The 25,708-nt window shown below is 56.3% G+C and carries 23 protein-coding genes; 16 read left to right on the top strand and 7 right to left on the bottom strand.

Going from position 1 to position 25,708, the window contains the following annotated elements; translation table 11 throughout:
* Positions 1-62: 62 nt before the first annotated feature.
* A complete protein-coding gene (locus AB1724_18050) occupies positions 63-935 on the bottom strand; it encodes a 3-keto-5-aminohexanoate cleavage protein (GenBank protein MEW6079714.1) in 873 nt (290 codons plus the stop codon).
* A gap of 290 nt (positions 936-1,225) precedes the next feature.
* Here AB1724_18050 and AB1724_18045 point away from each other — a divergent pair, with 290 nt between their 5' ends.
* Both AB1724_18045 and AB1724_18040 read left to right on the top strand, forming a co-directional pair.
* Positions 1,226-2,152 carry a hypothetical protein gene (locus tag AB1724_18045; protein MEW6079713.1) on the top strand — a complete coding sequence of 309 codons (927 nt, stop codon included), beginning with the start codon at positions 1,226-1,228 and terminating at the stop codon, positions 2,150-2,152.
* Positions 2,149-3,666 (top strand): GMC family oxidoreductase, encoded by a 1,518-nt coding sequence (locus tag AB1724_18040; GenBank protein MEW6079712.1) that lies wholly within the window; start codon positions 2,149-2,151, stop codon positions 3,664-3,666. The genes AB1724_18045 and AB1724_18040 overlap by 4 nt, the downstream gene beginning before the upstream one ends.
* 10 nt (positions 3,667-3,676) lie before the next feature.
* On the opposite strand, the gene AB1724_18035 is transcribed toward AB1724_18040, so the two are convergent.
* From AB1724_18035 to nth, 6 genes are all read right to left on the bottom strand, one after another.
* Positions 3,677-5,743: a hypothetical protein gene (locus AB1724_18035; protein ID MEW6079711.1), complete on the bottom strand. Its 2,067-nt coding sequence runs from the start codon at positions 5,741-5,743 to the stop codon at positions 3,677-3,679.
* A 432-nt stretch (positions 5,744-6,175) separates the two neighbouring features.
* Positions 6,176-6,820 (bottom strand): hypothetical protein, encoded by a 645-nt coding sequence (locus tag AB1724_18030; GenBank protein ID MEW6079710.1) that lies wholly within the window; start codon positions 6,818-6,820, stop codon positions 6,176-6,178.
* The gene (locus AB1724_18025) at positions 6,799-8,856 is read right to left on the bottom strand and encodes a cadherin-like beta sandwich domain-containing protein (protein MEW6079709.1); all 2,058 of its coding nucleotides are present in this window, start codon (positions 8,854-8,856) and stop codon (positions 6,799-6,801) included. Before AB1724_18025 ends, AB1724_18030 begins: the two co-directional genes overlap by 22 nt.
* Before the next feature lie 264 nt (positions 8,857-9,120).
* Positions 9,121-9,885, bottom strand: a complete 765-nt coding sequence (gene pgeF / locus AB1724_18020; protein MEW6079708.1) for a peptidoglycan editing factor PgeF — start codon at positions 9,883-9,885, stop codon at positions 9,121-9,123.
* On the bottom strand, positions 9,882-10,559 hold the full coding sequence (locus tag AB1724_18015) for a nitroreductase (protein MEW6079707.1): 678 nt from the start codon (positions 10,557-10,559) through the stop codon (positions 9,882-9,884). Before AB1724_18015 ends, pgeF begins: the two co-directional genes overlap by 4 nt.
* 15 nt (positions 10,560-10,574) lie before the next feature.
* On the bottom strand, positions 10,575-11,222 hold the full coding sequence (gene nth / locus AB1724_18010; protein MEW6079706.1) for an endonuclease III: 648 nt from the start codon (positions 11,220-11,222) through the stop codon (positions 10,575-10,577).
* A 466-nt stretch (positions 11,223-11,688) separates the two neighbouring features.
* Between nth and AB1724_18005 the strand changes: the two genes are divergently transcribed.
* The 14 genes from AB1724_18005 to AB1724_17940 form a co-directional block, all read left to right on the top strand.
* On the top strand, positions 11,689-13,503 hold the full coding sequence (locus AB1724_18005) for an acyl-CoA dehydrogenase (GenBank protein MEW6079705.1): 1,815 nt from the start codon (positions 11,689-11,691) through the stop codon (positions 13,501-13,503).
* A gap of 341 nt (positions 13,504-13,844) precedes the next feature.
* Positions 13,845-15,788 (top strand): molecular chaperone HtpG, encoded by a 1,944-nt coding sequence (htpG, locus tag AB1724_18000; GenBank protein ID MEW6079704.1) that lies wholly within the window; start codon positions 13,845-13,847, stop codon positions 15,786-15,788.
* 263 nt (positions 15,789-16,051) lie between these two features.
* A complete protein-coding gene (gene tolQ, locus AB1724_17995) occupies positions 16,052-16,756 on the top strand; it encodes a protein TolQ (protein MEW6079703.1) in 705 nt (234 codons plus the stop codon).
* Positions 16,753-17,232 carry a protein TolR gene (gene tolR, locus AB1724_17990; protein ID MEW6079702.1) on the top strand — a complete coding sequence of 160 codons (480 nt, stop codon included), beginning with the start codon at positions 16,753-16,755 and terminating at the stop codon, positions 17,230-17,232. Before tolQ ends, tolR begins: the two co-directional genes overlap by 4 nt.
* Positions 17,233-17,314: 82 nt before the next feature.
* Positions 17,315-18,235 (top strand): TonB C-terminal domain-containing protein, encoded by a 921-nt coding sequence (locus tag AB1724_17985; protein ID MEW6079701.1) that lies wholly within the window; start codon positions 17,315-17,317, stop codon positions 18,233-18,235.
* A 17-nt stretch (positions 18,236-18,252) separates the two neighbouring features.
* Positions 18,253-19,584, top strand: a complete 1,332-nt coding sequence (tolB, locus tag AB1724_17980; GenBank protein MEW6079700.1) for a Tol-Pal system beta propeller repeat protein TolB — start codon at positions 18,253-18,255, stop codon at positions 19,582-19,584.
* Positions 19,585-19,635: 51 nt separating this feature from the next.
* Positions 19,636-20,154, top strand: a complete 519-nt coding sequence (gene pal / locus AB1724_17975; protein ID MEW6079699.1) for a peptidoglycan-associated lipoprotein Pal — start codon at positions 19,636-19,638, stop codon at positions 20,152-20,154.
* A gap of 220 nt (positions 20,155-20,374) precedes the next feature.
* Positions 20,375-21,139: a tol-pal system protein YbgF gene (gene ybgF, locus AB1724_17970; protein ID MEW6079698.1), complete on the top strand. Its 765-nt coding sequence runs from the start codon at positions 20,375-20,377 to the stop codon at positions 21,137-21,139.
* 9 nt (positions 21,140-21,148) lie between these two features.
* Positions 21,149-21,634, top strand: coding sequence for a crossover junction endodeoxyribonuclease RuvC (locus AB1724_17965; protein ID MEW6079697.1), 486 nt, complete (start codon positions 21,149-21,151; stop codon positions 21,632-21,634).
* Positions 21,618-22,229, top strand: a complete 612-nt coding sequence (gene ruvA / locus AB1724_17960; protein ID MEW6079696.1) for a Holliday junction branch migration protein RuvA — start codon at positions 21,618-21,620, stop codon at positions 22,227-22,229. The genes AB1724_17965 and ruvA overlap by 17 nt, the downstream gene beginning before the upstream one ends.
* A 54-nt stretch (positions 22,230-22,283) precedes the next feature.
* Complete coding sequence (gene ruvB / locus AB1724_17955; GenBank protein ID MEW6079695.1) at positions 22,284-23,315, top strand: Holliday junction branch migration DNA helicase RuvB; 1,032 nt, start codon at positions 22,284-22,286, stop codon at positions 23,313-23,315.
* Positions 23,308-23,655 carry a hypothetical protein gene (locus AB1724_17950; protein MEW6079694.1) on the top strand — a complete coding sequence of 116 codons (348 nt, stop codon included), beginning with the start codon at positions 23,308-23,310 and terminating at the stop codon, positions 23,653-23,655. The genes ruvB and AB1724_17950 overlap by 8 nt, the downstream gene beginning before the upstream one ends.
* 146 nt (positions 23,656-23,801) lie before the next feature.
* Positions 23,802-25,490: a choice-of-anchor U domain-containing protein gene (locus AB1724_17945; GenBank protein ID MEW6079693.1), complete on the top strand. Its 1,689-nt coding sequence runs from the start codon at positions 23,802-23,804 to the stop codon at positions 25,488-25,490.
* Positions 25,491-25,502: 12 nt separating this feature from the next.
* Positions 25,503-25,708, top strand: a 206-nt coding sequence (locus AB1724_17940) for an RHS repeat-associated core domain-containing protein (GenBank protein MEW6079692.1), incomplete at its 3' end; no start/stop codon positions are given.

Here is a 25,708-nt window from a genome sequence, read left to right as displayed (position 1 = left end):
GTAATAAAAAAGATTAGCGCAAGATATCGGATTTGTCAAAAAATATATAAAAATAAAAAAGGTTACTGGCCGCCTCGCAGCCCCATAATCGTCCTGGCTTCATCCGGCGTGGCCGGCTCTTTTCCCAGAATGTCGGCGATTTTTACCGCCTGTGCCACCAGTTCGTCGTTTCCGCGGGCCGGTTGACCGTTGCCCAGACGGGTATTGTCCTCCAGCCCGACGCGCATGTGTCCGCCCATGAGGGCCGACTGCATGATGGCGGGAAATTCGTCCCGGCCTACGCCGCAGGTGGTAAAATTGGCTTTTCGGCCCAGATCACGCACGGCATGGGTCAGAGCGACAAAAGCGTCCGGCCGGAACTTCTGGCCGCCGGTCACTCCCCAGACAAAGTTGAAATTAAACGGCTCGCTGAAAAATCCTTGCCGGGAGATGAGGGCAAAGTTGTCGAATCCGCCGATATCGTAAATTTCGATTTCGGGCTTGACGCCATTCTCCTCCATGGCCCGGCCGAAGTCCTGAAGCATGGTAAAGGTGTTTTCAAAGATGTAGTCCACGACGATCCGTCCGCTGTCGCGGTCGACAAAACTGAAGTTCATGGTGTTGGTGTTCAGGGAGGCCATCTCCGGTTTGATAGCGACGATCTGGGCGATCCGCTGTTCGGCAGTGGCGCCCATGCCCACGGCGGAGCTCAAGTTGACGATCAGTTCGGGAGTTTTCTGGCGGATGGCGTCGTAGGTCTGCCGGATCCGGTCGATATCGTAGGTGGCCCAGCCGTCGTCAGTGCGGGCGTGGACATGGACCATGGCCGCTCCGGCGCGGTAGGCCGCGGCTGCTTCCCGGGCGAACTCCTCCGGGGTGTAGGGGACGGCGGGGTTGTTGTTCTTGAAGGTGGCGGCGCCGGCCAGGGCGGCCGTGATGATGATTTTTTCCGTCATGGGGTTGTCCTGCCTTTTTAAGGTTACAGTCATCGCGGCCGGTTTTTCGACCAGTCGCATAGTAATAGGTTATTCGGGCTTTAGTCTCAAGACTTTTTCGCCATTCCCGGTTGCCGTATCAGGAATTAAAAAAACCTTTCTTTTTTAAACTTAACTGGTATGATGGTAGTACCAGTTGGCCGGGTTGTCCAGCAATTGGAAATGTAAACGTTTTTAATTTGATATGAAAAATTGAATTCTTATGGATATAATTTTTTTAGGCGCGGTGGATTTATAATGAAAGGGGAAAGATGTTATTCGCTTCATGTCGTAAATTTGAAAAACAGTTTGCCGAAAGCCCCCTTCCGGAGCCGGACGAGTTACGCGGCTATTACGCGGTCCGGCTGTTGACCGGAGTTCTGTCTCCTCTGCGGTTCTTCGGTCATCGCAAGTTTTTCCCGGTGGATGTCGCTAACCCTGAGCCCGGTTCCGGCGGATTTAATGAATTTCTCGGCAAAGTCCGTATCGGTTCATTTATGATCGAACCGGCCGAGTCAATCCTGGGTGACGGTCAGCAGGTGCTGCGCATCAATTACGACCGGACGGGCAATCCCTTCTGGTTGCGGATTTTAAATGACGAACTGAAGAAAACCGGCGAAGGTAAATATCTGGGCCGGGGCGTGCTGCGGCTCTTCGGCGTGGCCTTCAATTCCTTTTATTTTTCGGTGGAAAGAGAGGGCTCCGGCCGCCCGGTAAAAGATCGTTTCGATGCGGGAGCGGAGAAGCAGGTTCAGGCTGTGATTACCCGCCTGTCGCGGATACACCGGCCGGTGATTCGGGGGAAGGCCGAGGCGGTCTTCAACAGGGTCGCGGATACGATTATTCCCCGGGGCGGGGTTTTCGCGCCCGGCGCGGCCGATTTTGACCTGGTGTCGCGGGCCAACGACTACCTGACTACGCTTCCGCCGATTTTTCATCGCCTGACTCCGGCCATGCTCCGGTATGTGGAATGGACATCGCTGCTATGGAACGGCCGAAGGTTTACGGGGCTGTCCCGTCCCCGGGCCGAAAGGTTTCTTGAAAGAATGGAACGCGGCCGCCTGCTGTATCACCGGCACATCCTCCTGTTTCTGAAACTCCTGGTCATGACGGCATTCTACGAGCATGAAGGACCGGCCGCGGCCATCGGGTATATCCATGGCTGTCATCTTCAAGATCGAAAAGGGGAGGCCGCATGATTACCACCTTCGATGATTATCAAACGGACATTCACGAATCCTGCGATGTCTGCGTCGTGGGCAGCGGGCCGGGCGGCGCGGTGGTCGCCAAGGAACTGGCGGAAAAGGGATACGCGGTCGTCCTGCTGGAGGAGGGCGGCCATTTTACCCGTTCTGACTGGAACGGCATGCCCCTGCCGGGACTGATGCGCATGTACCGGGACGGCGGCGCCACCGGCACCATCGGCAACACGGCCATATCGGTAACCATGGGCAAATGCGTGGGCGGCTCCAGCACGATCAATTCCGCCACTTGTTTCCGCACCCCGGAGTCAATCCTGACCCACTGGCGCAACGATCTGGGCCTGGATCATCTCACGCCGGAAAACCTGGGTCCCGTTTTTGAGCGGGTGGAGTCCATCCTCAACGTCACCCGGCTGCCCTGGGAGGTGCTGGGCAAAAACGCGCAGATCGTCAAGCGCGGCTGCGACCGCCTGGGCCTGAACTGTCGTCCCCTGCTGCACAATGTCAAAGACTGCAAAGGGTGCGGCCCCTGCCAGTTCGGGTGCCAGGAGGGTGCCAAACAGAGCGTGGACGTGACCTACATTCCTCTGGCGGAACAGCATGGCGCCCGGATTTACGCCAACTGCCGGGCCGAAAAATTAATCATCCGCAACCATATCGTTCATGGTGTGGCCGCATCCGTTATTGATCCCGGGACCGGCAAACGGTCTTTTACCGTGGAAGTGACCGCCCGGGTGGTGGTGGTTGCGGCCGGCGCCATGATGACTCCGGCTTTTCTGAAGAGAAACGGCCTGAAGAACCGGCACATCGGTCGGAACCTCCAGATCCATCCCGGTACCCGGGTGGTGGCCCTGATGGACGAGGTGGTAGAAGGCTGGAAGGGCGTGTCCCAGGGCGCTTACGTGGATGATTTCCAGGGCCAGGGCATCATGCTGGAAGGCGTCTTCGTCCACCCCTCGCTGCTGCTGCCGGCCCTGCCGGGCATCGGAGAGGGACACAAGCAGATGGCCCTGGACTGCAAACACCTGGCCGCCTTCGGGGTCATGGCCCATGACGAAACCACCGGCCGGGTGTTGAATGTACCGGGCAGCGGTCGGTCCAACCGGCCGGTCTCCACCTATTTTGTTTCGGCCGCGGACACGGCCCGGCTGGTCACGGGCGTAGCCCGGACCGCTGAAATTTTTTTCGCGGCCGGCGCGCGCAAGGTGTTCACCGGTATCGCGCCCATGCCGGTCATCCATTCTCCGGCCGACATTGCCAGGCTGCTGTCCATGAAGATCAAGCCGGTCCAGGTGGAAATGCTGGCCTTTCACCCACTGGGGTCATGCCGCATGGCGGCTCATCCGAGCCTGGGCGCGGTCAGTCCGGCCGGTGAAACCTATGACGTCAGGAATCTTTATGTCTCGGACGGAGGCATGGTGCCCACTTCCCTGGGCGTCAACCCCCAGATCACCATCATGACCCTGGCCACGCTGGTCGCCGGAGCCATCGGCCGCAGGCTGTCCGGATAGCCCGCTTGCATTACAATCCCTCATAATCACATTGCGCCCCGGTCGGATAGGACGTATTCAGAAGCACCATCGCCGACCAGGCATACTGACCCCTGAAGGAGTTGAAGAACGAAATGCATCTTACCAGGCAGGAGGCATACGGACACCCGGGAAATGCCTTCCTGGAGATCTGGTTAGTAAGACCCCGGTGCGAGTATACTCTGCGTGAAATATCGCTGTGAGAAAAAGGATCTTCGCCAGCCAGCGGTGGCAGATAGTATGACACGCTCATGTCAAAATAGTCGTAATCGGTCAGCGCGAACATGCGAAAGAAATCACCGGCGCTGATAAAAGGGATCAGATAATCGATCGGGCTGGTGGCCACGAACCGGACGGACAGGTTTCTGACCCCGTGGGGATAGACGTCCCATTCCTGAGCGATGCCGTCCTTGTTGGTGTCAACAACAGCAATGGCTTCCGCTGAACCGGCGTCATACAGTTCACCGTTCAGACAGGTCTTATCCATGACATTGAAAAAATCAAACTGCGTCGGTTCCGAAATATCTTTATAACCCAGGCAGATCCGACCGGATTGTCCGCCGACATGCCCGGCGTAGAGCAGAAAAAGATGAACGTCCGTAGCCCACAGCGGGATTTCCCTGCCGGTCAGATCAAACTCCAGCCGCGTGGCCGCACCGGAAGGGATGGAGACGCTTTCCGGCAGACCCGCAAAAAGGGTATAAAACTCATCGCTGGTCTCCCCCGGCGGCGACACAAACTGGTCGGTCAACCCCTGCCGGTACCTGATCAGAAGCGTAACGGCTCCGCCGCTCATTTCACCGGCCTGGGGAGAAAGGTTCTCCGCGTTGACGACGATTTTGTTAAACCCGTTTGTCGCGGGCGTATTCATGTATCTGGCGTCAGATGGATCGTGGTAGGGATGCCGGTCGGTGAAGGCATAATAGCCCTCTTCGGGCAATGAGATCCGGATGGCCGGAATGGTGATTTTTGACGCGGCCACGGCATTGGAGGTCTCATTTCCCATCCGGCCCTTGAACACCAGCATGTATTCGCCCGGCGTCTGCGCGTCGCCGGGCACGGCAAACAGGTCCAGGTCCTCGCTCTGGTCACCGGCGGAAACCCAGCCGGTATGGGACCAGGGCCATTTCTCCAGGTCGGTTACCGGCCGGCGTTCACCCCCGACCGTGTCATAATACAGTCCAAATGTTCCCTCCATTTGTTCTTCGGTCTGATTGGCGATCCGGCAGACATCCTGGTCAACGACCAGGTCCATCTTCCCCCGGAAGAAATAATCCAGCAGGGCCGCGGAGTAGCCGACAGCCCGGGGCATGAGTTTGTCGGCGTAATCGGCAAAACAGGTCTTGTCTATAACAAAGGACCACTGGAGCTCAGGTCTATCCCATCCGGATTCCGCGATGGCGTGGGACCAATAGCCGGCTGCCATTAGATGCTCTACCGGATCTCCGGTAATTTTTTTAAAATAGATCCGGCTATCCGTCTGCCCGTCTTCTGCATCCACTTGCTCGGGATTTTGCCAGATGGATTCATCATAATTGGTTTCGTCAAGAGCGGGGTGGGGATATTTAAAAAGAGTATCATTGGTTAAAAAGTTGGCATTAGAATATTCGGCCAGCCCGATGTTCTCGTCGATAGCAGGAACTCTCAAACCATTATATTGATTCCGGTCAATCAGTCCGGTGACAGGCGGCAAGTTCGAATAGGCTGGTTCCGGGTATGGAGTGGCGATCAATTCGAGATCAGGCCGGTCCCCGGCTTTATCGGGCGTATAATCCAGTCTACCCGTATCGACATTTTCCTTGGTATAAGTTTCGTAGGTCCATTGACCGACCCCGAACAAGGGCAGGATATGGGCGTCATTACGGGTATGAAGCGGAACCGACATGTCCTGCAAAAGGTGCATCACCTGACCGACGGAACGAAAACAGTCAGCAAATGCGGCTTCTCTTTTATCGCGAGTATCGGCAACAGCATTCCCGGTAAAGTCTTTCCCGGACAGAAAGGTATAATAATACTCGCGTGCCTTCTGCCAAGACCAGTCACCGGTTTTGTTTTTCACGAAGCGCTGCCGGCCCGGGGCAAGTCCCCAGAAAATTGGCGAAACCGGCTCCCGGGAGTAATACAGTTTATAGATATCGGTGAGGGCACAGTCTAAGCCCGCTTCGTCCCAGGACTCTAATGGATCGTGAAAATGGTTATAGGCCCGTGTTGTCAGATAGCTGTCCTCTCCTCCCCAGCCAAAGTCCTCGGCTTCTCCACCATAGGCAAGCCATTCTTTTATAGTATTTTCTTTATTACCCTTTTTAAGTGTTTCACCGAGCCCTAAGGTATACCCTAATGTGTTTTCTAAAAGCACATTCAATGTTTGCGACAATACAGCTGCTTCATCATTTAGTCGTGAATGCACTTCACCGTCATATGCCCATGCCCAGCTAAATATTGGACTAAGACAATAAATGAAAAGTACAACAATAATTTGTTTTTTCATTATTTATTGCTCCTCATTTGGTTCACTAAAGAGAGTTTCCGCGCCAAGTGTTGTTCTTTCCAAGTTAATTAACCGAATATATATTTTTTTATAATCGATCGGGATTTCACTATATGAATTTGGTAAATTTTTTTCCCTCTCATCCGTAGTGTGTAATTTCGGCAACTCATAAACGACATACTTTCCCGGCGGTGGCCAGCCCTTATTGAAACCCACGGCTACGGATTTCTCATGTCTCGGAAACACGCCATACCCCGGTTTAAAAATAACCAGTTTCCCATCCGGGTATCCCCGCCGCCGCACAAACCACCTTCTTGTCCGCGGCAGTTCAAATTCACCGTTTTCGTCGGTTACCGTCTCCTGGCCGTCCTCCACATAAGAATTCGATCCGGCAACTATGGTGTAAGTCGTGAAATAATATACCCCCAGGACTACAGCGCCCTCGATCGGTTCTTTTGTCGCCGTGTCAATCACCTTGCCTTCGAACGGGGCCAGAGACCGGTAAGGGAGCGGTACCAGTATGCCGCTGCAGCCGGAGATTGACAGAACGAGGAAGGTGGCGATCACCATTCCGGAAAAGCGGCGGGCGTAATTTGTTTTTTTCATAAGGCTGCTCTCTTTCATGTTCAATACATTTCTATTTTCCATATCCCATCTTGATCACGGCTGAAGTAGACGTAATAAGTAATTGTAACCGCCCGGCCTTCGACTAAATGGTCCTGGGTGGTACGATATTTGGCCCGGGACCCTTCAATCACTACCGGGGCAATGGGCCGCATCTGTCCTGCCAGCATCGGCAAATCGCTTCCCAGCGCATTATAAATGGCCGCATATCTTTCCTGCGCTGTTCCATGCTGAAACTTCAGGGCACCTGTTTTATCGCCGGTCATCAGAGCGGTCTTCAATCCTGTCCATTTGTCTCTCAGCAATCCGTCCAGTTTCTCTTTGCTGAGGCTTTCCGCTACCATGCTATCCGTAAAGGCGTTACCCTGGTTATCCGTCACAGTTGCCGTAAAGGTATAGACGCCTTCAGTATCGACTTGAACCCTGTACTCTTCAGCACTGATTTGGAAAACCTCAACCGAACCGGGGCCATCGCAAATCAGACTTGAAGACGTAAAACCAAACGATCCATAAATTCGCAGCGTGGTTTCATAAGGCAAAATTCCCGAAGCAGGATCAGCGCTTAAGGCAATATAATCACCTGAGGTGTCGACAGTGATTGTAATGGTGCTGCCTGTCGTTGCGCCATCCACATCCGTGGCCGATACGGTTATGCTGTTCTCACCATCGTTTAACGGGACATGATCCGCCCGGAATTGACCATCGCTGATGATGGCAAGAACGCCATTCACCGTCACCCCGGTTTCCTTGTTGCCGGCATGGGTGACCGTGCCTCTGACCGAGAGCCATGGCCCGGACACGGTTGCGCCATCTTCCGGGCAGGTGATGGCCACCGTCAGCGGGCAGTCCACCTGGACGGTAGCGCTGTCCGTGGCCATTCCGCCCGGGCCGGTGGCGGTGATGGTATAAACCGTGGTGGCGGCCGGGGTGACGGATTTGGACCCGTTCACGGCCACTGCCCCGACATCCGGCTCGATGAGGCAGCTACTCGCGTCCGTCGAGGTCCAGGACAGAGTAGCGGAGCCGCCGGCGGCAATGGATTCCGGAGCGGCGATTATGGAAACCGTCGGCGCCGCAACCGCGGCCACCGTGACCGGACCGGAAGAATAGGCAACCGCTGAATCGTTCCGGCAGTCGTCAATGACGGCATACACATAATACGCCCCCGGCGCCAGGGAGGCCGTGTTCCAAAGGAACTGGTCGTCCGGCCCGTCGGGATCTTCCGTCAGGCCGGCAGTGATCAGGGTGCCGTCCCCACCGGTGCTGTCCGTATCATAAAACAACGAGATCGCGGCGTTGCTGTCCGGGTCTTCGTCGGTCCAGGAAATGACAAACGACCCGCTGGTCGTATCACCCTGCCCATCCGGCTCCGTTATGACCAGTTCCGGCGGATAAAGGACTTCCAGTTGAACAGAGGCACTGGTGCTTCCATAGCCGTTGGCGGCGGTCAGGGTATACACGGTGGCGGCATCCGGCGTCACCTGCACGGATCCTTCCGGGCCGACGCTGCCGATGCCCGGTTCAATCACCACGGTGTCGGCCTGAACCGCGGACCAGGACAGTATTGCCGACCTCCCCGCGGTCACGCGGTCCGGCGTCACCGTAAAGGACATGATGGCCGGCAGGGGCGGCAACACCTGGATCCTCAGGCTGGCCCCGCTTTCGCCGAACAGGTGCGTGAACACATGATTGTTTTTTCCCAGGCGCACATCCCTCACAAAGACAGTGTCCGGCCCGGCCAGGAAATCATCCAGCCGGAACAGGCTGTCGTTGATGCCTACAAATCCCCAGGAAATGGCCTTTCCCGGCGTCAGTCGGGTAATGACAAGAACGGCCGAAGCATCCTTTTCCGCATCAAATTTGATCATGGAAACTTTGTTCCAGAACAGGTCGATGGTCAGCGTTTCATCGACATAGGGTCCAGAAATGCCACCGTCAACAAATGAATAGGATTGATTCTGAACCCCGACCGGATCGCCGGAAGACGTGTCGGCCCACCCCCAGACAGCCGCCGAAAACGCACAAAGAAAAACGACAAATGCAAACAGGCTCTTCATCATAATGGACTCCTTTCCATGGGCCGTCCCGGAAGGCCGGCCGCATCATCCTTAATGCATATGACATGAAATCGATCAGACGAGCATGAAAACCATATTTTATAAAAAACTGAAAATCAAGAAATATAAGTATTGATATCCGGAAAAAATAAGATCATTTTCTCCAGCACTCGTAGAGTTTTCTTGGGTGTACAACCTTTGTCTTACGGTGAGGGCTTATGACACAATAATGTGAGCCGCCCGGTTATCTCACTGACCGGCTGAATTTCAGACCATGCCGATCACGGCCGCGAAGCGGCCGGTGCGGCCTTCCCCGCGGTAGGAAAAAAAAAGGTCGGTGCGGCAGCGGGTGCAGATGTCGGCGATTTCGATGTGTGCGTCGAGAAGGCCGGCGGCGGTCATCTGGTCGCGGCTGATTTGCCAGAAATCAAAGCGATCCCGCGAATCCCGGTAAGGCCAAAACGATTCCGGCAGTTCCGTCCGGTAATTGACGAATTCAGCGCAGCAGGAGCCCAGGGAGGGGCTGATCCCGGCCATGATATCGCCCGGGTCGCAGCCGAAGTCCGTTTTCATGCGGGCGATGGTTTTGCCGATAATGTCCAGCACGCTGCCGCGCCAGCCCGAGTGGACGGCGGCCGCGACCTGTTTGACCGGGTCATGGAGAAGCACGCCCTGGCAGTCGGCCAGCTTGACGGCCAGCATCAGGCCAGGAATGTCGGTGATCATGGCGTCGGCCCGGGGTTTAGGGGAAGGATCAAAGGCCTGGCCGCCTTTTTTAAATACCAGAACATCGTCTCCGTGTACCTGTTTGACGAAGGCCATCGGTCGGTGACCAAAGCAGGCGGCCACCGCGCCCCTGTTTTGTTCTACTGTTTCCGGATGGTCTCCTTCGGCGGTACCCAGATTGAGACTGGTAAATGGCGGGCTGCTGCTGCCGCCCAGGCGGGAGAAAACCGCGTGGTTCAAGCCCGGGCAGGCCGACAGGTTCTCAAACCGGAACAGGGTCAGGCCGTTTTCGCTTGCCCGGATCACCGGTCGAACCCGATCCAGGTGGTGGTGTTCTCCACGGATTCGCGCTCGCTCTGCACCTGGTTGGCCGGAAAATCCGGGTCCGAAAAACCGAGAGCCACGGCCGTGGCCATGATTTTGGAAACCGGAACCGGCGCGTGGCGGCGGATGATGTCCGGATAGTGCACGCCCTGATCTTCGATGCAGGTATCCAGACCGGCGTTGGTGGCGGCCAGGCACAGGGTCTGCATGACGGCGCCGATGTCCATCAGGGGACCGGGCGGGGTGAAGGCGGCGTCATAGGCGATGATAACGGCCACGGGCGCGTCAAAATAGCGATAGCCCCGTTCCAGCCAGGATATCCGCTGGGCCATGTCTTCTCTGGGGATTTTCATAAGCGTAAACAGTTGTTTGCCCAGGTCCACCTGACGGCGGCGGAAGACCGAATCCGGGGGCCAGCCGGACAGGGCGTGCTCGGGCTTGGGCGGGATCCCGGCCCGCAGGGCGGCGATATTGTCCTGCTTGATTTTTTCAAGAGGTTCACCGGCGATGACGAAAAACTCCCAGGGCTGGGTGTTCATGGCCGACGGCGCCCGGGCGGCCAGGGCCAGCACGCGGGAGATGGTCTGCCGGCCGATTAAATCGGGTTTGAATTTCCGGATGCTGCGGCGACGGGTGACAACGGTTTCAAAATTCATGGCATTCTCCTCTGGTTATCGGGATCGAACCACTCCTTTTTTCGGACATTGCCGGGCCACCGGGCACTGGCCGCAGAAGGGTGAAATAGGCGCGCACAGGGTCTGCCCGAAACAGACCAGAAGGCTATTGTATCTTTTCCAGTATTTCCTGGGAAGGGTTTTCCTCAATGCGTCTTCCGTCTGTTCCGGTGTTTTCGTCTCCACCAGTCCGATGCGGTTGCTGATGCGGTGAACATGGGTGTCCACGCAAATGGCATCCTGGCCGAAACCTTCGGACAGCACCAGGTTGGCGGTTTTTCGGCCCACGCCGGGCAGGGCCAGGAGCCCTTCCATGGTGTCAGGCACATGCCCCTTGAATTGGCTGACCAGCAGCGCGCAGATTTGTTTGAGCCGTTTGGCCTTGGTGGGATAAAAGCCAACCGGGTAGATCAGCCGCTGGATCTGTTTTTCCGTCAGGGAAAGGAGCTGCTCCGGCGTTGTGGCCTTTTCCAGAAGCCGGTTCGTGGCCGCGGTTGTGACCGCGTCCCGGGTGCGCAGGGAAAGCAGGGTCGAGACCAGAATTTCAAAAGGCGTGGCTCCCCGTTCGGCGATCAGGGTAACCACCGGCGCCCGGCTGTTTTGATAATGCTTCTCCAGGGCGGTAATGAATGAGGCCAAATTCATGATTAACTATCCAGGCCATCTCTAAAAATTGCCTTTTGGTTCGATTTCGTCGTTGCGCTCAAATTTTAATCCTCGAAATACTGCTATGTATTCCTGCGGTTAAAATTTTCGCGCGCCTTGAACTGGAACCAAAATTCTTATTTTTAGAGGTGGCCCCCATAACTTATTGAATTATATTTATTGCTAAACTTTTATCATAAACCTGACACACAACCAATTATATTCAATAAGATACCCATATTTTTTTTAGAGCCCGCAGAAACTTCATACCCCCCCCCTTGCACCTCAAACCTTAAACCTCAAACCTTAAACCTCGTACTTTGAACCTTTTTGAAAAAATGATTTGTTGCTTGACACCTAAATTCCGGGCGGTTTATAGTGAATGAGTATTCATTCACCACAATCATAATTTATTGATTGAAACATAGAACTTTAGAACTTTCTGAAAAAAAAGGAGATTGAAGTTATGGCACAGGCTACGCTTTCCAATCGTCGGGACGTCGATTTTGTCCTGCATGAAATGCTCCACGTGGAAGAGCTGTCAAAACATGACAAGTTCGCTGATTTTAACAGGAAAACCATAGACATGGTGGTTACCGAGGCCCGCAATCTGGCCTTGAAGGAAATCCTGCCCGCCAACGTGGAAGGGGATGCCGGATGCAAGTTTGAAAACGGCAAGGTCACCGCTCCGGAATCCTTTAAAAGGATTTTTGACCTTTATCGCGAAGGCGAATGGATCGGTGCTTCCGAAGACCCCGAGTTCGGCGGCCAGGGCATGCCCCACGTCGTCAACCTGGCGGCGGCCGAATTCTTTTCCGGCGCCAACATGGCCTTCATGATGTACCCCGGTCTGTGCCACGGTGCCGCCAAGATGATCGAGACCCTGGGCACCCCCGAACAGAAAAAAATGTATGTCAAAAACATGTATTCCGGCAAGTGGGCCGGCACCATGCTGCTGACCGAACCGGACGCCGGTTCCGATGTCGGCGCCCTGACCACCACCGCCGTCAAAAACCCGGACGGCACCTATTCCATCTCCGGCAACAAGATTTTCATCTCCGCCGGCGAGCATGATCTGACGGAGAATATCATTCACCCGGTCCTGGCCCGCATCGAAGGCGCGCCCGCCGGCACCCGCGGCATCTCCCTGTTTATCGTGCCCAAGTTCCGGGTTAATCCCGACGGCAGCCTGGGTGAGTTCAACGACGTGGTCTGCACCGGCATCGAGGAGAAAATGGGCATCCACGGCAACGCCACCTGCTCCCTGACCCTGGGCGGCAAGGGCAACTGCATCGGCACTCTGCTGGGCCAGGAAAACAAGGGCATGAAGGCCATGTTCCTGATGATGAACGAGGCCCGGTTCGGCGTGGGCGTCCAGGGCTATTCGCTGGGCGCCACTTCCTACGCCAATGCCGTGGCCTACGCCAAGGAACGGATCCAGGGCCGCGATCTGCTCAATTTCATGAACGCCGCGGCGCCCAGCGTCAACATCATCAAACACCCGGATGTCCGGCGCCAGCTCCTGTGGATGAAATCCTACGTGGAAGGTTTGCGCGGCCTGCTGTATTTCGTGGCCCACTGTTTTGACCGAGTGGAAATTACCGCCGATGCCGCGGAAAAGGACAAATACCAGGGCCTGATCGAATTCCTGACGCCGGTTGTCAAGGCCTATTGTACGGACCGGGGTTTTGAAGTCTGCGTCATTGGCTGCCAGGTGTACGGCGGTTACGGCTACATCAAGGAGTATCCCCAGGAGCAGCTGGTCCGGGACTGTAAAATCACCAGCATTTATGAAGGCACCAACGGCATCCAGGCCATGGACCTGCTGGCCCGCAAGCTGGGCATGAACAACAGCAAGCCCTTCAAGGATTTCCTGGGAGAAATCGGCGCGGTCGCGGCCCGGGCCAAGCAGTTCGATGAACTGAAGGCCATGGCTGAAACCGTGGAAAAGGCCCTGGCCCGGCTGGGCGATGTGGCCATGACCATCGGCGCCACCGCCATGTCCGACCGGGTGCTGGACGCCTTTGCCTCGGCCACCCCCTTCCTGGAAGTGGTCGGCGACGTGGTCATGGCCTGGATGCACCTGTGGCGGGCGGCCGTGGCTTCTGAAACCCTCAAGGCCGGCGTCAAGGTCAAAAAGGATGAAGCCTTCTACATCGGCCAGGTCAAGACGGCCGAATTCTACATCACCTCCGTTTTCCCGGCCGTGATGGGCAAGATGGACGGCGTGGCCGCCATGAACACCGCGGTCATGCAGATGCCCGAAGACGCTTTCATGTAAGCCGTCTTTATTACAAATAAACAAAAGCCCGGATACCGATCAGCGGTATCCGGGCTTTTTTATCGGAAAATTAACTGTTTGCAGGTCAAACGGCCTTGACTTTTCAGTTATAATGTTCATTTTTTAAAAAAAATTATACGGTGGCGGCTTCGTAAAAGTATATTTTGTTCGCTCCGCGATCATTTTGGGCGGGCACAGAGCCCTTCGAGAAACTCCGCGGATGATGGCAACCGGCCCCAAAAGGGTCATGGCGCTACAACAAACTGTTTTCGCATACTCGATTACAGATGAGAGATGATTCCGGTGCTGATACGATAATAACCGTTTGAACGAGGTAAATCATGACAGGCAAAGAGACATTCAAGTTCAAGACCGATGACCAGCAGATACTCAATCTGATTATCAACTCCCTTTATTCCAACCGCGAGGTGTTTCTGCGGGAGCTGATCTCCAACGCCTCCGACGCCATCGACCGGCTGCGGTTCAAGGCCCAGACCGACCCGCATATTCTGGGTGAAGACACGGAATTCAAGATCAAGCTGACCCCCGACCGGGACAAGCGCACCCTGGAAATCGCCGACAACGGCATCGGCATGACCCGGGACGAAGTGATTGCCAATATCGGCACCATCGCCCAGAGCGGCACGGCCGCCTTCATGAAGGCCATGCGGGAGGCCCAGGAGAGCGGGGGCGTTTCGCCGGAACTGATCGGCCAGTTCGGCGTCGGGTTTTACAGCGCTTTTATCGTGGCCGACCGGATCACCCTGATCACCCGCGCGGCCGGGGCACCGGTCAATGAAGCCGTACGCTGGGAATCGGCCGGGGACGGTTCCTACACCCTGGAAACCGTCGACAAGCCGGAACGGGGCACCCGCATTATTCTCCACCTCAAGCCGGCGCCGGAAGGAGACGACGAGGCCGAGGACTTCACCGAGGAGTACACCATCCGGCACATTATAAAGAAACATTCCGATTTCGTGGCCTACCCCGTGGTCATGGACGTGACCCGGGACGAGCCGGTCGATGACAAGGACGCCCTGGTGGACAAGGACGGGAAGAAGATCGAGGGCCAGACCAAAGCCGTGACAAAGGAAGAGACCTTAAATTCCATGAAAGCCATCTGGCTCAAGGACAAGGACGAGGTCACCGCCGAGGAGCATGAGGAGTTTTACAAGCACCTGAGTCACGACTGGAATCCGCCCCTGACCCACCTGCACCTGAAACTGGAAGGCGTGACCGAATACGTGGCCCTGCTGTATATCCCCTCCAAGGCGCCCTTCGAACTGTTCCACCCGGGCCGGAAACACGGCCTGTCGCTTTACTCCAAGCGCGTTTTTATCATGGACGACTGCAAGGAACTGTTCCCTGATTATCTGCGCTTCATCAAGGGCGTGGTGGACGCGCCGGATCTGAACCTGAACGTCAGCCGCGAGATTCTGCAGCAGGACGCGGTGGTGCGCAACATCCGCAAAAACCTGGTCAAAAAAGTGCTGGATCTGCTGGCCAACATGGGCAAGGAAGAGTACGAGAAATTTTACGTGGAGTTCGGCCAGGTCCTCAAGGAAGGCATGCACACCGATTTTGCCAGCCGGGACAAGATCGTCGATCTGCTGCGATACAAGACCACCCAGTCAGACGGCAAGTGGACCAGCTTTAAGGATTACGTGGCCGGCATGAAGGAGGAGCAGAAGGAGATTTATTACATTACCGGCGAGAATCTTGAATCCCTCATGAACCATCCTCACCTGGAACAACTCAAGGAAAAAGGGTTTGAGGTCCTGCTCATGACCGATCCGGTGGATGAGTGGGTGGTCTCGGCCCTGCCCGAGTATGACGGCAGGAAACTGAAGAGCGCTGAAAAGGGCGACCTGGACCTGGGTGAAGTGGACAAGAAAAAGCAGAAGGCCTACGGTAAACTTTTTGAGTATATGAAAAAGACGCTGGATGAAAAAATCAAGGAGGTCAAACCCTCTACCCGGTTGAAGGATTCCATGGCCTGCCTCTCCGGCGACACCTATGACATGAGCGCCTATATGGAGAAGATTCTAAAGGCCTCGGGCCAGACCATGCCGGAGACCAAACGCGTTCTGGAGATTAACGTGGATCATCCGGCCATTGCCCGCGTCAACGACCTGTTTGAAAAAGACAAGGACGATCCGAAGCTGGCCGAGTACATCGGCCTGATCTATGACCTGGCGCTGATTGGTGAAGGCGGCCGGGTGGCCAACCCTTCGAAACTGTCAAAAATCGTCGGGGAACTGATGGCCGTGTCCGTGTCTAATTAAACGGATAAAATAATTTGAAGCGGTCATTTTGACCCTTGGGCTTCGGACCTTCTGGGCGCTGCAAAAAATTATATGCGATTCTGATTGCAGTCCCGGCACCGTCATGATATGTGGCGACGTTTTGAGTTGGATTAAATGGAATTATGTGATAATTAAATCCAAATCGGAGCATAAAGTGTGGTGTAGGCGGTATAACCTGATGATTTTAGGGTTTGTCATGCCCGATCCATGGGTTGTCATCAATAAAGGGGGACGATGCGATAATGTCTGAAGGTCTCGATATTGTAAAAATGATTCTTAACGCCGGTTTCATGGTTCAGTTTGTGATGCTGGTGCTGCTGACTTTTTCGGTAACATCATGGGCGATCATGTTCATCAAGTACCGCTATGTCAAGAGGGCTCTGGCTGAATCATTGGAGTTCACCGATTATTTCTGGAAAAAACGTGATTTTTCAGACGCTTTCAACCGGGCCAAAATGCTGCGGTTCTCTCCGGTGGCCAGGGTCTTCCGGGCCGGTTACGTGGAGTTTAAACGGTTGACCACCCCGGACGGAAGCGGGCCGCAGGATTTTGAAATTCCGGCTATCACCAGTATTGAACGGGCCCTGCAGCGAAGCGTCAGTGCCGAGGTGGGCAAATTGAATCAGCTGGTGCCATTTCTGGCTACCACCGGCAATACGGCGCCGTTCATCGGTCTGTTCGGCACGGTCTGGGGTATCATGAACTCCTTTCATGGTATCGGCCAGCGCGGTTCCGCCAGCCTGGCGGTGGTGGCGCCCGGAATCTCAGAAGCCCTGGTCGCGACGGCGGCGGGCCTTGCGGCCGCTATACCGGCGGTCGTGGCCTACAATTATTTTACCCAGAAAAACCGGATCGTGGACGGAGAGATGAGAAATTTTTCAGCCGATTTTCTGAATATTATCGAGCGGCAGATCCGGCGGCCGAAAATGTCCGAGGGGGACAGATGAAGTCGGACGCGAACAACGACAGCCTGATGTCGGAGATCAACGTGACGCCCCTGGTGGACGTCATGCTGGTCCTGCTGATCATCTTCATGGTGACGGCGCCGATGATGATCCACGGCGTGGACGTGGCCCTGCCGGAGACCTCCGCGGCCCCGATTCCCACCGGAGAAGAGGAGCGGCTGGTGATATCGGTGGACCGGGACAGCCGTGTTTTTATCAATACCGTGGAAGTCGATTTGTCTTTTCTGGGGGAAAAACTGGCCGCGATCATGGAACACCGTAAAGACCGGCAGGTTTTTTTAAAAGCGGACAAAGACGTCCCCTATGGATTTGTGGTCAGCGTCATGGCCGAGATCAAGGGCGCCGGCGTGGAAAAACTGGGCATGCTGACCCAGCCGGTGGAGAGCGGCAAGAAGGGGAAAGAAGACGCGGAGAAGAAAATCCCCGGCACATCATCACCCGGCATGAGTAAAAAATGATGATTCCCGAACGCCGCCGTGACCGATATTGTAAGGGCTTCGTGGCTTTTGTCGTTTCCCTGACAAACCACAAGATATTGTCATGACTTTTGAACGACCTTTGTTCCGGCAGGACACCCAGGATATCGGAACCCTGGCGCCTTACATGGGAATATCCCTGGGATGTCACCTCGTCCTCGCGGTTTGCATGATCCTTCTTTCCGGTTTCAATGGCTGTGAACGGAACTCCTTTTCTTCCCGGGTGATTAGTGTGGATCTGGTCTCCGGCCTGCCGGGAGCGCCTCCCGGCGGCGGACCGCCGGCCGCGCCCCGGATGAGCCAACCCGAACCGCAGCCACCGGCGCCCGCCAAGAAGGCCGAGAATGTTCCCGAGCCCAAGGCGCCGAAACCGGTTCAGGCACCGCCGACGCCTCAGGCACCGGCGGCCATCCCCATGGCGCCGGCCAAGCCGACCAACAAGGTCAAAACCGCCCTGAAGGAAAAAACCTTCAATCCCGCGCAGAACCTGGATAAGGCCATCGCCCGGCTGGAAAAGAAGGTGGAGCAGAAGAAGGAGGACGCTCCGGAGTCAACCGACTCTATTAACCAGGCCCTGTCCCGTTTAAGGCAGGCGGAGGAAAACAGTCACCAGTCGGTGACGGTTTCCGGCAGCGTGGGAGGCGGGGGCGGCCCGGGTCTGGGCGGTCCCGCCGGGGGCGGATCCAACAAGGAACTGGAAGCGATCGATATCTACAAGCTGGAGATCCGCTACCATATTTTAAAGAACTGGGTGTTTTCCAGCCAGCTGGTCGGAGCCGACCAGGAGTTGAAAACGGTGATCGGCATTAAGATTGACGCTGACGGTACCATAACCGACACCTGGTTTGACCGGAAGTCCGGTAACGAGTATTATGACGATTCCGCTTACAAGGCGGTATTAAAATCCAATCCCCTTCCGAGGCTTCCCGATGGATTTCGTTCCTACACCGTGGGGCTGGAATTCACGCCATCGGATATGTACTGACAAAGGCGAGTGTTTTTATGATGATGTATCGATACGTTAGCGCAACTGTTCTGATGTTTCTGGTCGCCGTGATCGTGCCGGCTCATGCTCTGGCCGGTTATGATACCATCGTTATCAGCAATCCGTTTTTAAGGAAAATCCCGCTGGCGGTGCCTGAATTAAAGTCCCTGGCGGGTACGGCCGAAGAGGAGACCGTGGCCCGGGAATCGGCCGATCTGATTGCCCAGACATTAGAGTTTACTTGCTATTTCAGTATTATCGACAGGGCCGCCTTCCTGGAGGATCCCCGGCAGACCGGCATCGGATTGAGTGAGATCAATTTGAAAAACTGGTCGGATATCGGGGCCGAGTTCCTGGTGACCGGCAGCGTTTCCCTGGAAGACGACAATGTCGTCTATGAATTGAGAATGATTGACGTTTTCAAGGCGCAGATGCTGGTGGGCAAACGGTATAAAGGCCGGATCAGCGACCAGAGAAAAATCATCCGGCGTTTCTGCAGCGAAGTCATGGAGCGGCTGACCGGCCGGAAAGGGTACTTTGACAGCGAGATCGCTTTGGTTTCCAACGGACCGGGCAACAAGGAAATTTTTGTCAGCGAGTTCGACGGATACAATCCCCGCCGGATTACCAACAACCAGGTCATTGAACTGTCGCCGGCCTGGTCGTCGGACGGTCAATGGCTGGCGTTCACGTCTTACCGCAAGGGTAAGCCCGATCTTTATATCCAGAACCTCTCGGACAAACGGGGCTATGTGTTCGATAAACCGGGAGTGAACCTTTCTCCGGTCTGGCGGCCGGGCCGTTTTGAGCTGGCGGCCTCTCTCTCCTTTTCCGGGGACCAGGAGATTTATCTGCTGACCGGGGAAGGGAAAGTGACCAAGCAGCTGACCAAGAGCTGGGATATTGACGTGTCTCCGACCTTTTCCCCGGACGGCGGCCGGGTGGCGTTTGTGTCCAAGAGGGGGGGGACACCTCAGCTTTATGTCATGGATATCGCCTCGGGAAATACAGAGAGGTTGACTTTTGAAGGCAAGTATAATACAACCCCCAAATGGAGCCCGGTGGATGAGAAGATCGCCTACAGCTCCCTGGAGGACGGCCAGTTTCAGATCAGGGTGGTGGATGTCGGCACGAAACAGTCCGTCCGGTTGACTGACAATCAAGGGGACAATGAGTCGCCGACATGGTCTCCTGACGGAAGCCTGATCGCGTTCAGTTCGACGCGTGAGGGAGGCAAATCGAAAATATATGTGATGACAATTGCCGGGACCGACCAGAGACGGCTGCTGACACTGCCGGGAGAGCAAACGTGTCCGGCCTGGTCGCTCGGCATGACAGCGGGTCAATAGATAATTGTCACAAAGCCGTATAACAACAACAAGTAATTTAGGAGGACAACAATGGTAAGGAAAATTTTAACGATCATGATTGCGGCGCTGCTGGTGTGCGGGATGGTTTTCACAATCTCCTGTTCCAAGAAGCAGGTCAAACCCGACACCGGCGCTACTCAGGAAAAGTCGACGGTAAAGTCGTCTGATGTGGATGAAGACGCGGCTGTCCGTATGGAAATGCAGCGGGCCCGGGAAGCGTTTGAGAACGAAGACGTTTATTTCGATTTTGACAGGTCCGATCTGACCGCGGATGCCCGCAGCGTCCTTGAGCGCAAGGCCGCCTGGCTGCGCAGCAATGCCGATGAATCGGTGACCGTCGAAGGCCATTGCGATGAGCGCGGCACGGCTGAATACAACATCGCCCTGGGTGAAAGACGCGCCAAGAGCGCTATGGAGTTCCTGGTGGACATGGGGATTGAATCTTCCCGCCTGGACACGGTCAGCTACGGCGAAGAGAAACCTGTGGATACGGGTCATGATGAAGACGCCTGGGCCAAGAACAGACGGGCCCATTTTGTCATTCATTAGTCCTGATACGGTGGACGGAAGGCCCGCCAGCAGGGGGGCAGGGAGTGTCGGCGGGACTTCTCCCGCCGGGAACACCATCTTTCGTCCATTCTGAATGCGCAGAGTCGACAACCGTTGCCTGGTTTTCTCCCGACCGGGCAACGGCTGCCTCTGACTCAAGCACGTAATACCGTCCGGCTGAAACAGTCGGGCGGCTGTTTTTTTGCACGGGAACGGTGCCGTGAAAACACAACATATCTTCACCTGTATGGTGGCGGCCTGCCTGATGACGGGTTGCGTCAGTGCGTCCAGGGTAGACGATCTGGAGCAACAATGCCGCAGGCTGCAGTACGAAGTCGACAAATCTAAAAAAGAGAAAGACAAGGGCAGAAGCGAGTACGCCGAGGTCAACGCCGGACTGAACAGTTTGAGAAGTGAGGTGCAGGCGCTTCGCGGTGAACAGGAGCAGACCGCTTTCCGCCTGGACAGTCATATCAAAGAATACCAGTCGTGGCGGCAGGCCAAGGAACCGCCTTCGGCCCCGGCGACGACGGGTCCCGACGGAGCGCCTGTTGTGACGGGTGATGCCGGATCGGCCCCTGGAAGTGATGCGGGGGCACCCCCGGAAGCGGCTGTTGACGAGGAAACGCTATACGATACGGGACGCCAGCGGCTGAACGCGGCCGATTATGACGGGGCGCGCGCGGCTTTCGGGAAAATGGTGCAGCTTTATCCGAAATCGGAGCAATGTGATAATGCCCTTTTCTGGATAGGCGAAACCTACTACCGGGAGAAGAATTTCGAGAAAGCCATCCTGGAATACCAGAAAATTATCGATAAATATCCCAAGGGCAATAAGTTTCCGGCCGCGCTGCTGAAGCAGGGGCTGGCCTTTAAGGAAATCAGGGATGATGTCAACGCCCGGTTGCGTCTCAAGCAGGTGGTCCGGGATTTCCCCAATTCAGAAGAGGCGAAACTGGCGGCCCAGCGGCTCAAAGAGCTGTGATATGACATCATGACAAAAGTGCTCGGCATAGATCCCGGGCTGGCGGAAACAGGCGTCGGCATCGTCGAGGGGGAAAAGACCGAGATCCATCATTATTCGTTTGGAAGCATCCAGACCGACAAGGCGCAGCCGCTGCCTGGCCGGCTCAATCATATTTTTTCCAGCATCACGTCACTTCTTCAGTCCGAATCACCGGACATCATGATTGTAGAGGACGTGTTTTCCTTGAAAGCGTATCCGGCCTCCGGCATTATGCTGGGCCAGGTGACCGGTATTATCCTGCTGGCCGGGTACCGGGCCAAAGCCGATGTGGTCAGCGTACCGGTCCGTGAGGCCAAAAAGGTCATCACCGGTAACGGTAACGCCGGCAAGAAACAGATGGCCGAATCGGTGCGCCGAATTCTCCGCCACGAAACGGTCATCCGGCCGGACCATGCTTCGGACGCGCTGGCGCTGGCCATTATGGGATTGTTCCGATATGATCGGATACCTTGAGGGCGTTATCTTAAAAAAACGGGCCGATCGCATCCTGCTTCTGGCGGGTCATGTCGGCTATGAACTGCTGCTGCCCGCGGTCGTCATGGATTCCCTCCGGCTCAAGAGCGAGGGAGATCCCGCCTTTTTTTATGTCTACTATCACCAGACCGAGCGTCAGCCGGCGCCCGTACTCATCGGATTCAACTCCGAGGAGGAAAAAGAATTTTTCCGGTTGCTGATATCCGTGGAGACCATCGGTCCGTTGAAGGCGGCCCAGGCGTTGACCCTGCCGGTCAGCGACATCGCCGCGGCCATCGAAGCCAGAAACGCGACCCTGCTGGGAGGGCTCAAGGGAATCGGTTCCCGGACCGCCCAGAAAATCATCGCCACCCTGCATGGCAAGGTCGGCCAGTTCGTCGGTGATGTCCCCGGGGCCGCCCCCGCGGCCGATACCGACAGCCGGGCTTTTATCGAACAGACCATGCACGTGCTGGTCGGCCAGCTGGGATACAGGACGCTGGAGGCCAGGCAGATGATCTTTGACGCCCTGCAGCGGCAGGCGTCAATCGCGACCCCGGAAGCGCTGCTGGAAGAAATTTTTAAAACGCGGTAACCTGTTTTGCGGCAGGTTTTTGTAGGCCGCCACCAGGATCAATGGATCAGACCCATGGCAAAAGGGATTTTAACCTTCTCTTCCGACAAGGATAAGCCGCTGACGCCGAAGAGCACGGAAGCGGATCTGGGCCGGGAACTTCTTTCCCTGAGGCCGCCGGACTTTTCCGGTTATGTGGGCCAGGCCGAAACGGTGGAAACGCTGCGAATCGCCATCAAAGCCGCCGGTCAGCGGGAGGAGCCCCTGGAACATATCCTTTTTCACGGCCCCCCCGGTTTAGGGAAGACCACCCTGGCGCATATCATCGCGGTGGAGACCGGCGCGGAACTGACGGTCACCTCCGGTCCCGCCCTGGAGCGGGGGGGGGATCTGGTCGGTATGCTGACCCGCCTGGAGCGGGGGGATATCCTGTTCGTGGATGAAATCCACCGTCTCCCGAAGGTAGTGGAAGAGTTGCTGTATCCGGCCATGGAAGACTTCGCCATTGATTTTGTTTTCGACAAGGGCATGCATGCCCGCAGCCACCGGTTCCGCCTCAATCAGTTCGTCCTTATCGGCGCCACTACCCGGGTAGGGTTGCTGTCCGCCCCCCTGCGGGACCGGTTCGGCATTTTCCGCAAATTTGATTTCTACTCCATCGGGGAGCTGGTGAAAATTGTCCATCGCTCCGCCTGCCTGTTGAACATGAAAATTGATGATGCCAGCGCCCTGGCCCTGGCCGGACGTTCCCGGGGAACGCCGCGCATCGTCAACCGACTGTTGAAGCGGGTCAGGGATTACGCCCAGGTCTGCTGCGACGGGAAACTGAACGCCGAGGTGGTGGACGCGGCCCTGGCGCTGGAGGGGGTGGACGGCCGGGGCCTGACGCCGCTGGATCGCTCCTACCTGACCACGATCATCAGTTATTATGACGGCGGGCCGGTGGGGATAGAGGCCATCAGCGCCACCCTCCAGGAAGAGACGGATACCCTGGTGGATGTGGTGGAACCTTTTCTGCTGGCCGAGGGCTTTCTGCAGCGGACCTCTTCGGGGAGAAAGGCGACGCGTGAAGCCTATCGGCATCTGGGGTTTTCCTGGCATGAATGAAAAGCGCGGAAAGCCGTCCCGCCCCCGGGGCAACTGGCAGTTGCTGCTCATCAATGAATACGGACGGACCGTCCGGATTAATCACCCCAGGCGTTATCTGTTTGTCCTGGGCGGCACGGTTTTGCTGCTGCTGATTATGGCTCTGGGCCTGGCCGGGCTGTTTTTTCATGAACGCGCGACGCGCCAGGAACTGCAAACTTCCTTGACGCATGTCCAGGACACGGTCAGTTCACTGATGAATGAAAATGATGCCCTGACGGCCCGCCTGGCGGGAGTTTGCGAAAACGGCCAGGCGCCGGTGGCGCCGGCATCGGGTACGACGCCAACGGCAACACCGTGAAAAAGATCGTGGACGATAACCCGTTCCGCGTTATCCTTTAGCAAAACCGACAACCTTACTTAAAGTTGAAAAAAGGCGGGGTACCCAAAATGGCTAAAAAGTCATTAAACGATGTATTCGTATCTTGTAAGAAAAGCTTTCATATAATGAAAGCCGCCCTGGGGCTGGCCGTCCTGCTGGCCTTGCTGATCGGCATTCCGGCCCATTCTTTCGCGGGCTGCACGGACGAATTTCTGGTAGAAAACAACACCACCGCTCCGCTGACCGTCGGCCAATCCTGGACGCCGACCTGCGACGGCACGCTCCAGTCCATAACCGTAAAAGCCGATACGCCGAATGCCGGCCTGATGACACTTAAAATTTACAATGGTCAAAGCCTCGCCGGGCCCGACCTGCTCTCCACCCAGACCGGCTTGCCCGCGTTGGTTCACGGGGAGAACACCTACGCGGTGGGCGGCGTGGCGATCACGGCGGGCCAGCAGTATACCTTCCTGTTCACGAACGAACTCGGCGGCGTCAATGGCATTAAATTCCGCTATGACGTAACGAACAGCTACGCCGGCGGGATGGCCACGGCCGGAGCCGGGTTCGTGGCCGGCTCCGACATCTGGTTCAGGGCATCGGTTTGTACGGCTACCCTGACCTACACCGCCGGCACCGGCGGAACCATTATCGGCGCCAGCCCCCAGACGGTTGATTGCGGGGCGGACGGTTCGGCGGTCAGAGCGGTGCCCCGTTACGGTTACCATTTCTCGCGCTGGAGCGACGGTGTTGCTACCGCAATCCGGACCGATATGAACGTCGCCGCCGACCTGGCGGTCACAGCCTTTTTTGCCAGAGACATCTACACCCTTGAATACACGGCCGGAGATCACGGCGCCATCAGCGGCTCCACCCCCCAGCAGGTCCTCCATGGCGGCAGCGGATCGGAAGTCTTTGCCGTGCCCGATCCCGGTTTTGCTTTCACGCAATGGGACGACGGATCTATAGATAATCCGCGCCTGGACAGCAATGTGACCGGGAATATTTCCGTGACGGCTTTTTTTGAAACGGTTATCACCACCTTTGCCCTGAATTACACGGCCGGGGACAACGGTTCCATCATCGGTGACAGCACCCAGACCGTCGGCCAGGGTACGGACGGATCACCGGTCACGGCCCAGCCGGACCCGGGCTACCGTTTTGTGAAGTGGAGTGACGGGGTCGCCACCGCCACCCGGCAGGACACCCATGTCATGGCCGATATCGCCGTCACCGCCGAATTTACCGCTGTCTGGACGTCCGACGAGGATCTGCCGGAAGATCTTGACCTTGACGGTAACGGCACCCCGGATCGCGACCAGGATAATATCGCCGTGGTGTCCGATGGTTCCGGCCTGTATTTCGGCTTCATCCTTCCGGAGGAAACGGCTCTGGAATACCTGGAATGGATCGACGACGCCAGCGTGCCCGACATGACCAACCGGCCGGACGCTTTTCCCCTGGGGCTGGTGACATTCCGGGTGTTGACGGCTTCCCCCGGCGACACCATCGCACTGACCCTATACTGCTCCCAACCGATCCCCGAGGGCGCGATCTGGTACAAGCATGACCCGGTCAACGGCTGGTACGATTATTCCGGCCAGGCCGTCTTCAGTGAGGATCGCCTGTCGGTGACATTAACGTTCCAGGATGGCGGCATCGGCGACGCGGACGGTGTTGCCAACGGCGTCGTTGTAGACCCTTCCGGACCGGCTTTGTTCTATGAAGACAACGGGGATGGAACAGACGGTGGCGACGGAGACGGTCATCATAACAGTGGCGGCGGGTGTTTTCTGCGGTCCGTCTTGCAGTAAAACGCGTCTGACGTGACGAATTTCGGCGGAATCCCGGCGCCGGCGGAATCCCGGCGCCAGTACCTGGATTTCATCACCCAGGAAAATTTCAGGTTCCCGGGCCAATACTACGATGCCGAGACGGGGCTGCATTATAACGGGTTTAGGTATTACGAACCAGAAATCGGAAGATACCTGCGTAAAGATCCAATAGGCTTCTTTAGCGGGGACCCAAACCT

The sequence above is a fragment of the Thermodesulfobacteriota bacterium genome (assembly GCA_040753795.1).
Taxonomy (GTDB): domain Bacteria; phylum Desulfobacterota; class Desulfobacteria; order Desulfobacterales; family Desulfosudaceae; genus JBFMDX01.
The sequence above is the reverse complement of the archived record's forward strand: the minus strand, read 5'-3'. Positions and strand labels throughout refer to the sequence as shown.

Coding starts and splice junctions, on each gene's coding strand:
- AB1724_18050 (MEW6079714.1), bottom strand. CDS start 935: ATGACGGAAAAAATCATCATCACGGCCGCCCTGGCCGGCGCCGCCACC.
- AB1724_18045 (MEW6079713.1), top strand. CDS start 1,226: ATGTTATTCGCTTCATGTCGTAAATTTGAAAAACAGTTTGCCGAAAGC.
- AB1724_18040 (MEW6079712.1), top strand. CDS start 2,149: ATGATTACCACCTTCGATGATTATCAAACGGACATTCACGAATCCTGC.
- AB1724_18030 (MEW6079710.1), bottom strand. CDS start 6,820: ATGGAAAATAGAAATGTATTGAACATGAAAGAGAGCAGCCTTATGAAA.
- AB1724_18025 (MEW6079709.1), bottom strand. CDS start 8,856: ATGATGAAGAGCCTGTTTGCATTTGTCGTTTTTCTTTGTGCGTTTTCG.
- AB1724_18015 (MEW6079707.1), bottom strand. CDS start 10,559: ATGAATTTTGAAACCGTTGTCACCCGTCGCCGCAGCATCCGGAAATTC.
- nth (MEW6079706.1), bottom strand. CDS start 11,222: ATGAATTTGGCCTCATTCATTACCGCCCTGGAGAAGCATTATCAAAAC.
- AB1724_18005 (MEW6079705.1), top strand. CDS start 11,689: ATGGCACAGGCTACGCTTTCCAATCGTCGGGACGTCGATTTTGTCCTG.
- htpG (MEW6079704.1), top strand. CDS start 13,845: ATGACAGGCAAAGAGACATTCAAGTTCAAGACCGATGACCAGCAGATA.
- tolQ (MEW6079703.1), top strand. CDS start 16,052: ATGTCTGAAGGTCTCGATATTGTAAAAATGATTCTTAACGCCGGTTTC.
- tolR (MEW6079702.1), top strand. CDS start 16,753: ATGAAGTCGGACGCGAACAACGACAGCCTGATGTCGGAGATCAACGTG.
- AB1724_17985 (MEW6079701.1), top strand. CDS start 17,315: ATGACTTTTGAACGACCTTTGTTCCGGCAGGACACCCAGGATATCGGA.
- tolB (MEW6079700.1), top strand. CDS start 18,253: ATGATGATGTATCGATACGTTAGCGCAACTGTTCTGATGTTTCTGGTC.
- pal (MEW6079699.1), top strand. CDS start 19,636: ATGGTAAGGAAAATTTTAACGATCATGATTGCGGCGCTGCTGGTGTGC.
- AB1724_17965 (MEW6079697.1), top strand. CDS start 21,149: ATGACAAAAGTGCTCGGCATAGATCCCGGGCTGGCGGAAACAGGCGTC.
- ruvA (MEW6079696.1), top strand. CDS start 21,618: ATGATCGGATACCTTGAGGGCGTTATCTTAAAAAAACGGGCCGATCGC.
- ruvB (MEW6079695.1), top strand. CDS start 22,284: ATGGCAAAAGGGATTTTAACCTTCTCTTCCGACAAGGATAAGCCGCTG.
- AB1724_17950 (MEW6079694.1), top strand. CDS start 23,308: ATGAATGAAAAGCGCGGAAAGCCGTCCCGCCCCCGGGGCAACTGGCAG.
- AB1724_17945 (MEW6079693.1), top strand. CDS start 23,802: ATGAAAGCCGCCCTGGGGCTGGCCGTCCTGCTGGCCTTGCTGATCGGC.